This is a genomic window from Pseudoxanthomonas japonensis, from assembly GCF_010093445.1.
In the GTDB taxonomy this organism is placed as follows: domain Bacteria; phylum Pseudomonadota; class Gammaproteobacteria; order Xanthomonadales; family Xanthomonadaceae; genus Pseudoxanthomonas_A; species Pseudoxanthomonas_A japonensis.
In genome coordinates this window covers 63,461-76,194 of the sequence record NZ_PDWW01000013.1, presented here as the reverse complement: position 1 = coordinate 76,194, position 12,734 = coordinate 63,461, and the positions used below count along the sequence as shown (strand labels likewise).

General features: G+C 63.4%; 12 protein-coding genes. 9 read left to right on the top strand and 3 right to left on the bottom strand.

Features of this window, described 5'->3' with window-relative positions:
- Positions 1–4 precede the first annotated feature (4 nt).
- Both CSC78_RS10610 and CSC78_RS10605 read right to left on the bottom strand, forming a co-directional pair.
- A complete protein-coding gene (locus CSC78_RS10610) occupies positions 5–1,273 on the bottom strand; it encodes a TolC family protein (RefSeq protein ID WP_162337849.1) in 1,269 nt (422 codons plus the stop codon).
- 54 nt (positions 1,274–1,327) lie between these two features.
- The gene (locus CSC78_RS10605) at positions 1,328–1,732 is read right to left on the bottom strand and encodes a hypothetical protein (RefSeq protein WP_162337848.1); all 405 of its coding nucleotides are present in this window, start codon (positions 1,730–1,732) and stop codon (positions 1,328–1,330) included.
- Positions 1,733–1,883: 151 nt separating this feature from the next.
- On the opposite strand from CSC78_RS10605, the gene CSC78_RS10600 reads away from it, so the two are divergent.
- The 3 genes from CSC78_RS10600 to CSC78_RS10590 all read left to right on the top strand — a co-directional run bounded on the left by CSC78_RS10600 (position 1,884) and on the right by CSC78_RS10590 (position 6,124).
- A complete protein-coding gene (locus CSC78_RS10600) occupies positions 1,884–2,246 on the top strand; it encodes a hypothetical protein (protein ID WP_162337847.1) in 363 nt (120 codons plus the stop codon).
- A 137-nt stretch (positions 2,247–2,383) separates the two neighbouring features.
- On the top strand, positions 2,384–4,876 hold the full coding sequence (locus CSC78_RS10595) for a heavy metal translocating P-type ATPase (RefSeq protein WP_162337846.1): 2,493 nt from the start codon (positions 2,384–2,386) through the stop codon (positions 4,874–4,876).
- A 195-nt stretch (positions 4,877–5,071) separates the two neighbouring features.
- Positions 5,072–6,124 (top strand): DNA-binding protein, encoded by a 1,053-nt coding sequence (locus tag CSC78_RS10590; RefSeq protein WP_054668669.1) that lies wholly within the window; start codon positions 5,072–5,074, stop codon positions 6,122–6,124.
- A gap of 20 nt (positions 6,125–6,144) precedes the next feature.
- Here the strand turns inward: CSC78_RS10590 and CSC78_RS10585 are convergent, their stop codons facing one another.
- Positions 6,145–6,903, bottom strand: a complete 759-nt coding sequence (locus tag CSC78_RS10585; protein WP_228903388.1) for a hypothetical protein — start codon at positions 6,901–6,903, stop codon at positions 6,145–6,147.
- Positions 6,904–7,023: 120 nt separating this feature from the next.
- On the opposite strand from CSC78_RS10585, the gene CSC78_RS10580 reads away from it, so the two are divergent.
- From CSC78_RS10580 to CSC78_RS10555, 6 genes are all read left to right on the top strand, one after another.
- The gene (locus CSC78_RS10580) at positions 7,024–7,374 is read left to right on the top strand and encodes a helix-turn-helix domain-containing protein (RefSeq protein ID WP_046934799.1); all 351 of its coding nucleotides are present in this window, start codon (positions 7,024–7,026) and stop codon (positions 7,372–7,374) included.
- A gap of 176 nt (positions 7,375–7,550) precedes the next feature.
- Positions 7,551–7,970, top strand: a complete 420-nt coding sequence (gene copL, locus CSC78_RS10575; protein ID WP_046934798.1) for a transcriptional regulator CopL — start codon at positions 7,551–7,553, stop codon at positions 7,968–7,970.
- 113 nt (positions 7,971–8,083) lie between these two features.
- Positions 8,084–9,952, top strand: a complete 1,869-nt coding sequence (locus tag CSC78_RS10570) for a copper resistance system multicopper oxidase (protein ID WP_046934797.1) — start codon at positions 8,084–8,086, stop codon at positions 9,950–9,952.
- Positions 9,949–11,220 carry a copper resistance protein B gene (locus tag CSC78_RS10565; protein ID WP_046934796.1) on the top strand — a complete coding sequence of 424 codons (1,272 nt, stop codon included), beginning with the start codon at positions 9,949–9,951 and terminating at the stop codon, positions 11,218–11,220. The genes CSC78_RS10570 and CSC78_RS10565 overlap by 4 nt, the downstream gene beginning before the upstream one ends.
- 12 nt (positions 11,221–11,232) lie before the next feature.
- A complete protein-coding gene (locus tag CSC78_RS19040) occupies positions 11,233–12,081 on the top strand; it encodes a c-type cytochrome (RefSeq protein WP_228903386.1) in 849 nt (282 codons plus the stop codon).
- Positions 12,082–12,151: 70 nt separating this feature from the next.
- A complete protein-coding gene (locus CSC78_RS10555) occupies positions 12,152–12,694 on the top strand; it encodes a DUF411 domain-containing protein (RefSeq protein WP_080955570.1) in 543 nt (180 codons plus the stop codon).
- Positions 12,695–12,734: the final 40 nt, after the last annotated feature.

Below are 12,734 nucleotides of genomic sequence, written 5' to 3'. Positions count from 1 at the left end.
ATCCTTATGGAGTGTTGGTGCCGCTGGCGACGATCGGCTGCCCGGTGAGGCGCTGGATCTCGATTAGGGCAGCTTGTGCGTCGACGGCCACTTGCAGCTGACGCACGCTGGCTTCCACGCGTTGCGCCTGCAGCTGCGACCATTCCAGATAGCTGATCGCACCGGCTTTCCACGCGTACTCGGCGGCCCTCTCAGCCTTCTCCAAGCGCGGGATCACGTCGGTACGCAGGCGACCGACTTCCAACCGTGCGGTGGCGTAGTTGCCGTAGGCGTTGGTGAGCGCCGAATACAGGTCGATCCGCAACGACTCGCGCTCCAGCGGCGTCATGGCCAACTCGGCCTCCGCGGCCCGGATGCCCGGGGCCGCACGTGCGGCAGATCCCAGCGGAATACTGATGCCGCCCATGAAGCCCACATCGCTGGTGGCACGGTTGTAGCGTCCACCAGCCTGCCACTGCAGATCGGGCGTGGCTTGCGTGCGGGCCAGGCGTAGCTGAGCCTCACGCACACGCTCCACACCCGCCAACTCAGCGAGCTCAGGCGTGTTCTGCAGATACCCACTCAGTGCATCGAAGCTCTGCAGTTCCGGCAGCACCAAGGGATTGCCCACCACCACGGTGAAGCTGGGCGTACGCTCATTCCATAGGGCCGCCAGGTTCTGGCGCGTGGCCGCTTCATCGGCGATGGCACGATCCCGATCCAACTCGGCCGTGGCCAAGGCAGCCTGTGCAGTGAGCACGACCGACTCGGGCGACGCACCGGCGGTCAGGCGGGTACGTGCCGCATCCACGGCGCGCCTGCGTTGGACGATGTCCAACTCGGCGATGTTCTTGCGCTTGGTCGCTGCGGTGACGGCCAGATAGCGCTGTGCCGTCTCGGCCAGCAGGTCCAGCCGTGCCATCTCGCGCTGCGGCGCCAACGTATCAATGTTGGCCAGCGCCAGGGCTTGCCGGGCGTTGAGCTTGCCGCCACGCTCGATCACCCCGGCCAGGGTGACGGTGAGTTCGGACTCGCTGAAGCCACGGTAGTTGCCGGTGCCGAGCGTGTTTTCGATGGTTGCGCCGAGGGTCATCGGGGGCTTGAGAGCCGCCGATGCCAGGTTGGCATCCAGGACCTGACGACGTCCGTCGAAGATGCGCAGGTCAGGGTGTGTCGTGGCAACGCGTGCAATGGCGTCGTCCAACGAAAGTGTAGAAGAAGGCGTCGTTCCCGTCTGCGCGTACGCAACGGGCACGATCAAAAAGGCAGCGCATGCTGCCAGTCGCAACCACATGAGGTATCTCCGATTAGGCGAAAAAACGATGCACCGGCAAGCCGGCGTGCAGCGTTAGGCCGTAATCGGGGGACGGGTCAGAGAGAGCGGCTGGATCGAATCCAGCGGCTGGATCTCGTGCACAGGTGCGATCGCCTGAGGGGCGAGCGGATCGACCACCAGGGCGGGCGAGGGGATGGCCACCGGGTGGCCGCAGGCATGGGCGCCATGAACCAGCGCGTGCAGCAGATCGCCGGCCGAACCCTCGTCCTGATCGCCGGCATCCTGATCGACCGCCGCGCTGGTGCCGTCATCGCTGACATCACAGTGCTCGGGATCGGCATGATCGGCCACGGCCTGGGCCGACTCGTGGATATCGCCCACGGCTGCCAGCACCGGATTGGCCACCACGGCGAACAACAGCAGTGCCAGCGCCGGAAGGCGCAGGAATCGGCTGAGGTGGCGTAGGGCACGCGTCATGGTGCGCGCATGGTAGTCAGTCCCTTCCGCGTTAGACAATCACGCAATTCAGGAAACTGTCATCACCTAGCGGCGTTATGGTGTAACAGCGCTTGGCCTTCACGACCGGGTTGAGTATCGTCGGGCCATTCGTGCAACCCGGGACCCCCGCGTGCGCCTTTTGACCGCCCATCCTCGATCCTGGCTCGCCTTGGGCGCGTTGTGGCTGGTCGTGGTGGCGGTGCTGGCCCATCCGGTCCTGACCCAGCTCGGGCAGTTGCATGGTCTGGAGCACAGCGCACCGCACCTGCGCGCAGCCGCGCATGCGCACGATGCTAAGGGCGAGGTGCCCGATGAGCACGCCAATGGGGCGCACAGCCTGTTCCATCATTCGGACGTGTGCGCACACGCGGTGATCCTGCCGGACTTCCCGGCCCCTGGGCCGCTCATCCCCGGCCAGGCCTATACGTCCATCGCCACGGTCCTGGCGCTGGGCCAGCGCGCTACGCACCCCTTACGCCCACCCATCGCGTGATTGCGCGGGCGCACGCCGCCTTGGCGTAAGCCCTGCTTTGGGATCGCGTGCGCCGGTCGCAACGACCGTGCTGTCGCGTGGCACTCACTTGCGCTCTGGACACTCAGGTTCATCTGCGCAGCACTGACGAGATCGATATGGATACCTCCGCTGGCAAGTTGCGCCTGGACATTCCCGTTGTGCTTCCCCACGTGCGGGATGCCGCCGATGCGTGCATTGAGCGCCTGCAGAGCGAACTGCTTGCGCGCCCGGGCGTTGACCGCGTCCACATCCGACCTGTCGAGGGTGAGGGGGCCGGCCAGCTCTGCGTGCACTTCGATCCGCAGGTGACATCGCTGGCGCGCATTCGCGAGCTAGCCCAGGCTGCCGGCGTACGCGTCACCGAAAGTTTCGGCCACGTCACCTGGACGGTCACCGGCATCGGGCATGAGCGGCGCGCCCGCACTGTGGCCGAACAGATGAGCTCGGTGTTCGGCGTGCTGGAAGCGCGCGCCAGCTCGGCCGGCACGGTGTACCTGGAGTTCGAGCGCGAAAAGATCGACGAGGGTGGACTGGAAGCCTCCTTGAAGCGCATGGGTGTGGCACGCGTGCCAACGGGCAAGCCGTCCCCGCGCGAGGATCACGCGGGTCACACGCATGACGGCAAAGAGGGAGAACACGGGGAGGAGAAGCACGACCACAACCACACCGGCGGCCTGCTCGGCCCCAACACCGAGCTGATCTTCGCCCTGACGTGTGGTGCGTTGCTGCTGGTGGGCTTTCTGATCGAGAAGTTGCCCGCCTCATTGCCGGGATGGTTGCCCACGGCCTGCTACATCGGCGCGTATGTCTTTGGCGGTGCGTACACGCTGCGCGAGGCCTACGACAACCTCAAGCTCAAGCGCTTTGAAATCGACACCTTGATGCTGGTCGCCGCCGCCGGCGCCGCCGCGCTGGGCTCCTGGGCCGAAGGTGCGTTGCTGCTGTTCCTTTTCAGCTTGGGTCATGCGCTGGAGCACTACGCGATGGGACGCGCCAAGCGCGCCATCGAGGCGCTGGCCGAACTCGCGCCGGATACGGCGATCGTCATCCGCGGCGAGTCCACCACCGAGATTCCGGTCGGCGACCTGCAGCTCGGTGATCGGGTACTGGTGCGTCCCAACGAGCGCCTGCCGGCCGATGGATTCCTGCTGAAGGGCAACTCCAGCATCAACCAGGCACCGGTGACCGGCGAGTCCATTCCGGTGGACAAGCGGCCGGTGGAGGATGCCGCGCTGGCACGGAGCCGGCCCGACAGTGTCGATGCGGCCAGTCGGGTCTTCGCAGGCACCATCAATGGGGCCGGTGCGATCGAAGTGGAAGTGACCAAGCGCGCCGAGGACTCCGCGCTGGCGCGGGTGGTGAAGATGGTGAGTGAGGCCGAGACGCGCAAGTCGGCCACCCAACGCTTCACCGATCGCTTCGAGCGGATCTTCGTACCTGCGGTACTGGCGCTGGCGTTCCTGCTGCTGTTTGCCTGGGTGGTGGTGGATGAGCCGTTTCGCGACAGCTTCTATCGCGCCATGGCCGTGCTGGTGGCCGCCAGTCCGTGCGCGTTGGCCATCGCCACCCCGAGCGCGGTCCTGTCCGGTATCGCCCGCGCGGCGCGTGGTGGCGTGCTGATCAAGGGCGGCGCGCCGCTAGAGGATCTGGGTTCGTTGAAAGCGATGGCCTTCGACAAGACCGGAACCCTGACCGAAGGGCGCCCGCGCATTACCGATGTGGTGCCGGTGGCCGGCGCTTCGGAGACCGAACTGCTGCAGGTAGCGGTCGCGGTGGAGTCGCTCAGCGATCATCCGTTGGCCGCCGCGATAGCGCGTGATGGTCGCAGCAGGCTGGATGCCAGCCCATTGCCGACCGCATCGGCGTTGGAAAACCTGATCGGCCGCGGCGTCAAAGCCCGTCTGGGTGATCAGCCGGTATGGATCGGCAAGGCCGAGATGTTCGGCGCGGATGGGGTTCCCGCCTTGGGCGCCGCGGCGGCAGCGGCAATCGCCACGCTACGCGAGCAGGGCAGAACGACCATGGTCGTGCGGTTGGGCAATCGGGAACTCGGCGCGATCGGCTTGATGGACACGCCGCGCGAGGCGGCCAAGCAGGCGCTGGTGCGCCTGAAGGCCATGGGCATCGAGCGCATGATCATGATCTCCGGCGATCACCAGAAGGTGGCCCAGGCCGTGGCCAAGGAGGTCGGCCTGGACGAGGCATGGGGCGACCTGATGCCCGAGGACAAGGTCGAGGCGATCCGCAAGCTGCGCGATCAGGACAAGGTCGCCATGGTCGGCGACGGCGTCAACGACGCGCCCGCGATGGCCAATGCCACCGTCGGCATCGCCATGGGCGCGGCCGGCTCGGACGTGGCCTTGGAAACGGCCGATGTGGCATTGATGGCCGATGACCTGAAGCACCTGCCATTCGCCGTGGGCCTGAGTCGTCACACGCGTGGGATCATCCGCCAGAACGTCTTCGTCAGTCTCGGCATCGTCGCTTTCCTCGTGCCGGCCACGATCTTCGGCCTGGGCATCGGTCCAGCCGTCGCCGTGCACGAGGGCTCCACGCTGTTGGTGGTCTTCAACGCGTTGCGTTTGCTGGCCTACAAGGAACCCAATTGAGCGTGAGTGAAGCGCTGAGCTGAGGTCGTTTTCGTACCGTTCCCCGGCCGTCGCTAGTCCCGCACGCCCATCATGCGGGATAATTCAACATTATCCCGCCTGAGCAAAGCCGCCGCCGAACGGCCGCCTGCACTCTTTATTAGTATGTAATTACATGGTATGTAATACATTACGAAATAATTGGAGAACAGCATCATGGCGCGCGCAGGACTCTACAAAGGGGATGTCCAGAAAGCGCGTGACGCGCTGCTGGCCCAAGGCAAGAAGCCTTCCGTGGACGCGGTTCGGGTGGCTCTGGGCAACACGGGCTCCAAGACCACGATCCATCGCTACTTGCGTGAACTGGAAGAGGAGGAGGGCGGCGGTCCGTCACGTGCGGTGGCCGTGAGTGAGGCCTTGCAAGACTTGGTCGCGCGCCTGGCTGCGCGACTTCAAGAGGAGGCAGAAGCGATCCTCACCAGGGAGCGAGAACGCCATGGGGCCGAACTCCAGCGTCAGCAACAAGCGCTTTCCACCGCCCAACAGGAAGCCGCTGCCCTGGGCAGTCAGCTGCAGCGCACTGAGACCAGCTTGACGCAAGAGCAAGCCGCTCACGCCCTACTTCAGCAGAATCTGCGCGACAAGGTCGCGGAAATCGCCCAGTTGAATGAGCGCATCGCCGGCATGACGGTGCGGCTGGCTGATTACGAGGCGCATACGCGTTCTCTGGAGGACAAGCATGCCCACGCCCGGGAAGCGCTCGAGCACTACCGCGCTTCAACCAAAGAGCAGCGCGAGCAAGAGCTTCGCCGTCACGAGCATCAGATCCAAGAGCTGCAAGTAGCCTTACGTCAGGCCAATGAAGCCTTGGGCGCGAAGAATCAGGAGCTGTTGGTGCTTAACCGCGACAATGGCCAATGGCTGGAGCGCCATGGGCGGATTGAGCGTGAGCTTGTCCAGTTGAGGCAGGTCCACGAAGGCCAACACAGCGAGATCGTGGCGTTGCGCCAGACCGCAACGGACCACATGGCACTGCAGGAGCGCTGGAAGACTGACGTCAAGGCCTTGGATGCCCTGCGCAGCGAGCTAGCTCAAGTCCAAGACACCCTTGCGCAGGAGCGTGAGCGCCGCCAGAGCGCTGAAGCCGATGCGTTGCGTGCCAACGCGCGTCTTGAAGCGCTGGAGCCCCTGCTGAATCAACTGACGCCGGCACAAAATACGGTGAAGAGAACCCGGCGCAGCAGTACGCAGGGTGGGGGAGCGGACTAACGAGGCTACTCGTTTGCCTGCTAGCGGCCGGGATAGCGCTCCCCAGTCCAGTACGCCCATTCCATAGGTACGACCCAGTCTACGAACAGCTTGGCTACTGAGGACTCCGGTGCCAGATGGTAGGGCTTGAACATGCCTTGCTGGGGCGAACTGGTCATCAGGTAGCGCAAGCGCTTCTTGACCTCTTGAAAGATGGCCTCGCGCACATGGGCGCTGTCGTGCACGCCAAGACGCATTGCCACCGACGCGCCTTGGCGTACCGCCGCCCAGCAACAATAGCGCCACTGCGCGATCGGCAGACCCCGCGGTCCGGATTGAAACACGAACCCCACATCACGTGCCCAGCCTGGGTCGAAGTGATGTTTGAGCAATTGCTGCTCTAGAAACTGCTCGGTCTCCCAGAGTGCAAGTTCATCCCACAGCTCTAGTTTTGCGTCCGCCAGTTCTACATCGTGTGCCATATCACCGAGTTGGTCTTCCAGCACCGGGAGCAGGTGCCTGCGCTCGTGGGTAGACCAGGCGAAAGCCCATTGCAGATCTTCGATGGGCGTGACCTCGGCATCGGGTCGGATCTGCCATCGATCCGCTGGCCAGGGAACTTGGATCAGGGCCAAGTCTCGCAAGGCGTCCAGCACCAGCAAGGTGGAGCGGCGTGTGGGCGCCACCGGTATGCGTCGTAGCTGCGCGGCCAGCAGCGCGGCAAGGAAAAGGGTGCCACGAAGCCCCAACGCCTCGATGCTGGCGACCCCAGATGGCGTCATTGACGAGGTTCCGGGCATGCGGGTTCCGGGGGTGAGGGAGCGGCGTGGCTCCTGGCGATGGCAGCGCTACCGGGGTCGCCGGTTGCCTCAAAGCTAAGAATATCTTAGTATGCAAGGCAGGGTACATCCGCCATCCTTATGGGGTCTCCATGGGGTGCGCGCGTGACTTTGTCAGTCGACTCAACACCGACCTTCGCTCGACGCCTCAAACAAGCCCGCCTGCACACGGGCTTGTCGCAGAAGGAGTTGGGCATCCGGGCCGGTCTGGATCCTCACGTGGCCAGCCCCCGAATCAACCAGTACGAGCGTGGCAAGCACGAGCCGAAGCTGGAGACCGCTGAGCGGTTGGCTCAAGCGTTGGGGATCCCCGCCGCGTTGCTGTACACCGATGATGATCTGCTGGCCAAGTTGCTCCTACGCTGGGGCTCGCTCAGCAAGCAGCAGAAGCGCGAGCTGGTGAAGCTGATCGAGAGCACATCCGAGAAGTAGGCCGTACGGTCGCTCGCTTTATGGGCAGCACTTCGCTTCAACCCGGCCCTTTGGAGCGCCCCCGGATGGAACACCAGTGGGCGCGGCTAGCGCGACTAACGGGGCGCGGCATCTCAGGCCTGCCTGAGATTTTGTTCACGACCGATACACGCGCGCCTTGTCTAAAGTGATTTACCATGTCGCCCGTGTCAGCCTCCTCACTTCTACTGCGACTGATCCTGATCGCCATGCTCGTGCTTAACGGGGCGTGGTCGGCGTTTGCGTCGGTCAGTATGAATCCGGTGATGGAAGAGCAGGCCAGCGAAGTCGCTGCCGCGGTGCAAGTCGACGAAGACTGCGTCGCCCATCACAGTGCTGAGCATCATCCCGATGCCACATCGATTGAAAAGGCTGGCACTGGGCACGGCGATCATGCCGGCCCCGACTGTTGCAAGTCGTCTGCGTGCCGGTGCGCCTGCGTGCACGCGTGCGCGAGCGCATTGCCTGCGCGCCTGCATGTTTCGGTACAACTGGCCTTGGGCCTGGATGTCATGCCGCTGCCCTTGGGGCATCCGGCGCCTGCCTTGCCTCATCTGATCCGACCACCGATCGGCTAAGCGTCCCTAGGCGCCGCAATGGCGCCGTTGGTGTGGCTTGCATGCCTGTATAGGCCAGCCACCCGCTCTGTACCACCGCCTGCCGGTGGCAAAACGACGCTTGGAGCATTTACATGTCGCATGATGATTTTCGTGGTCCACATGGTGGACCGCTGCTGCCTTCGCGGCGGCGATTTGTCCAAGGCTTGGCCTTGGGAGGCGCAGTCGCAGGATTGGGGTTCTGGCCCAAAGCCAGTTGGGCGCTCAAGGGCCCCGGACAAGCCAACGTATTGTCGGGCACCGAGTTTGACCTGACCATCGGCGAGACGCCGATGAACTTCACCGGCAAGACCCGCACCGCGATCACGGTCAACGGGTCCGTTCCGGCGCCGTTGCTGCGGTGGCGGGAAGGCACCACGGTCAACCTGCGTGTCTCCAATGCATTGCCGGCCAACTCCCTCCATGGCACGGATACTTCCATCCATTGGCACGGCATCATTCTGCCGGCCAACATGGACGGCGTGCCGGGCCTGAGCTTTGACGGCATCGGACGTGGTGAGACCTACCACTATAGGTTCACCCTGCATCAGGGCGGAACCTACTGGTACCACAGCCACTCAGGTTTCCAGGAACAAGCTGGGCTTTATGGACCGATCGTGATCGATCCACTGGAGCCAGAGCCTTTCAGCTTCGATCGCGACTACGTCGTGATGCTGAGCGATTGGACAGACCTGGACCCGACGGCCCTGTTCGATCGTTTGAAGAAGATGCCGGGCCATGACAACTACTACAAGCGCACGGTCGGCGATTTCGCGCGCGATGTGAAGCGCAATGGTCTGTCGGCCACGTTGGAAGATCGCAAGATGTGGGGCGTGATGCGAATGACGCCCACGGATCTGTCCGACGTCAACGCCAACACCTACACCTACCTGATGAACGGCACGACCTCTCTGGGCAACTGGACCGGGTTGTTCCGCAGTGGCGAGAAGGTGCGTCTGCGTTTCATCAATGGCTCTGCCATGACGTACTTCGATGTGCGTATTCCGGGGTTGAAGATGACCGTGGTCGCGGCGGATGGCTTGTACGTCCATCCGGTTTCGGTCGACGAGTTCCGCATTGCAGTAGCAGAAACCTTCGATGTGATCGTGGAGCCCTCCGGGCAGGACGCATTCACCATCTTTGCCCAGGACTCCGGTCGCACCGGCTACGTCAGCGGCACGCTCGCCGTGCGCGAAGGACTACGCGCGCCTCTTCCGTCTGTGGATCCCCGGCCGCTGCTGACGATGGCAGACATGGGCATGGATCATGGATCGATGGATATGTCTGGCGGCAGCAAGGGCATGGAAGGCGGCTGTGGTGCAGCCATGGGCATGCCCGGCATGACCCCACCTGCCAGCGGCAATGAGGCCTCGGCCCATGCGGGTCACGCGATGCCCGCCGCCGGCGATGGTGCCATGGCCGGCATGCAGCATGGGGGCATGCAATCACACCCTGCCAGCGAGACCAACAATCCCCTGTTGGACAACCAAGCCATGAGCGTGACTTCGCGCTTGGACGATCCGGGCAATGGCCTGCGCGATAACGGCCGTCATGTACTGACGTATTCCATGCTCAAGAGCACCTTTGAAGACCCTGACGGACGCGACCCCGGTCGCGAGATCGAGCTGCATCTGACCGGACACATGGAGAAATTCTCCTGGGGTTTCAATGGTCAGAAGTTTTCCGATGTCGAGCCGCTACGGCTGAACTACGGCGAGCGCATGCGCATCGTATTGGTCAACGACACGATGATGACCCACCCGATCCATTTGCACGGCATGTGGAGCGATGTGGAAGACGATAGCGGCAACTTCATGGTGCGCAAGCACACGGTGGACATGCCGCCAGGCAGCCGACGTACGTATCGCGTGCGTGCCGATGCGTTGGGCAGCTGGGCGTTCCATTGCCACCTGCTCTATCACATGGAAGCCGGAATGATGCGCACGGTGAGGGTCGACGAATGAACATCAATAGACGCAATACCACCCTGACTGCGCTGACCCTGGCTATCTCGCTGGCCCTGGCCAATGCGGCCAGCGCCCAATCCATGCAGCACGGCTCCATGCCGATGGAGCAGGGCGCGCAGACCCAGGCTCAGGATCACTCTGCACATCAGGCGCCGACATCAAAGCCTGCGCCAGCCCCCAAACCTACAACACCGGCCAAGACCAGCGAAGCGACTATCGATCATGCGGCGATGGGCCATGCCGCGCCGCCGGCTCAAGCAGCCGAGCCTGCCATGCAGGGCATGGACCACTCGCAGATGGGGCACAGCTCGCCCGCGAGTACACCTGCAGCGCCCAAAGCGCAGACGCAGCCGATGCAGGGCATGGATCACAGTCAGATGGCACAGCCCGCTGCGTCCGACGCCTCCAGCACGTCCACGCCTGCGATGCAGGGGATGGACCATTCGCAGATGGGCCACGGTTCGCCCGCATCCGCTACGCCAGAAGCTGGCATGCAATCGATGGAGGGCATGGACCACAGTCAGATGGGACATGGGCCTGTCGCACCAACGCAGCCGCGCACCCCGATTCCTGCGGTGACCGAGGCTGATCGTCAGGCGGCCATCGCGCCCGCACACGCGCATCCGGTGCATGACAATTCGATCAAGAGCTACGTACTGCTCAATCGCCTGGAAGCCTGGGATGCCGATCCGGGCACCGGGCTGGGTTGGGAGGGTCAGGGTTGGATCGGTACGGACCTCAATCGCGTCTGGTTCCGCAGTGAAGGCGAACGCACAGATGGTCAGACCGAGTCGGCTGATCTGGAAGTGCTCTACGGCCGCAGTATCTCCACGTGGTGGGATGTGGTAGCCGGTGTGCGCCATGACTTCAAGCCGGGGGCTTCGCAGAACTTCGCCGCTATCGGCGTACAGGGCTTGGCACCGATGAAGTTCGAAGTATCCGCCACAGCCTATCTCGGCGAAGGCGGCCAGACTGCTGCCAATGTCGAGGCCGAGTACGAACTGCTGCTGACCAATCGGCTGATCCTGCAGCCGCTGGTGGAGGTCACGGCGTATGGCAAGAACGATCCATTGCGCGGAATAGGTTCGGGTCTGAGTACCGCTGAGGCGGGCCTGCGACTTCGTTATGAGTTCACCCGAAAGTTCGCTCCCTACATCGGCGTGGTGTACGAGCGTGCGTTTGGCAATACCGCAGACATGCGACGCGAGCATGGCGAGTCTTTTGAAGACACGCGCTTGGTCATCGGCCTTCGTACCTGGTTCTAAGGGGAACTGACAATGAAATCCAACAAGAAGATGTGGGTATGGCTCGGCGCCGGCGTGGCATTGGTTGCGGTGGTCGCAACCGCCGCGGTCTCTCTGGGCGTGTACAACGTGGCCGCTGATGATCCGCATAGTCGCCCGGTGTATGCGCTACTTGAAACGGCGCGTGAGCGTTCCATTGAGGTGCGCGCCGCCAAGCTTCAGGTACCCACGAACCTGGATGATCCTGAGCGTATCCGCCAGGGTGCGGGCAACTACAACGCTATGTGTGTGACCTGTCATCTTTCGCCAGATGCGGCGGCCACCGAGATGAGCAAGGGTCTGTACCCCGCGCCACCAAACCTAAGCAAGCACCCGGTGGGTCCAGCTGAGGCGTTCTGGGTGATCAAGCACGGCATCAAGGCCAGCGGCATGCCTGCGTGGGGCGGCAGCATGGACGATGAGTTCATCTGGAACATGTCGGCCTTCCTGCAGAAGCTGCCCAAGCTGGACAAGGCCGGCTACCAGGCGTTGGTAGCCAGCAGTGATGGCCATTCACACGGTGGCGGTGAGACCGGCGGGCACTCGCATGGCGAGGAAGCGGGTGCAGATCACCATGGCGGCGGTGATAGCGAAGAGATGGGTGATGGCCATGGCCATGGCCAGGGGCATGAAGCAGGTGGCATGGGCATGGACATGAGCAAGCCTAAGGAAGGCACCACGCATGTGCATGCCGACGGCAAGACGCACGTGCATGCGGCCGAGCCGGCAAAGCAACCTGCGCAGGCCAAGTCCGAGGGCGAGCACGATCAGCACGGCTCCATGCCAGCCAAACCAGCCGAGCCAGCTCCCAAGGCCGATGACGGCCACGATCACCAGCATTGATCCCTTCATGGAGCTGCCCCGGCTCCACGCCCGAGCGCCTCGGCGCTCGGGCATCTCTTAAGGAAGCATGATGAACACTTCACGCAGCTGTCTCTTTCTGCTGGCCACGGCCTTGTCGCTGACCGCATGCGCGCGCCCCGAATCGGCTGTCAATTCAGAGGCGGCATCGGACGCCCAATCTCCGACATCGGCGGCTGCGCAGCAGGTCACTCAACCGCAGCGTCCGTTGCCGTTGGTCAAAGTACATAAGAGTGCGACCTGCGGTTGCTGCCAACTGTGGGTGGAGCATCTGGAGAAAGCAGGTTTTACGGTTGAGGTGCACAACAGCGAAGACCTGAACCCGATCAAGGCGCGCTTGGGCGTTCCTTATGGACGCGGCTCGTGCCATACCGCCGAGATCGATGGCTACATCGTCGAAGGTCATGTGCCGGTGCAAGACATCCTGCGCCTGTTGCGTGAGCGCCCGGTAGGCCGTGGATTAGTGCTACCGGGGATGCCTGCCGGTTCTCCTGGCATGGAGATGCCCGACGGACGTGTTCAACCCTATACGGTGGAATTTGTACTGCCCGATGGCACCACGCAGCCTTACGTCCTGCACGGTCAACGCAGCTGACAGTTTGCTCGCGATCCCTTCTTCCAGCCCAGAGTGATCC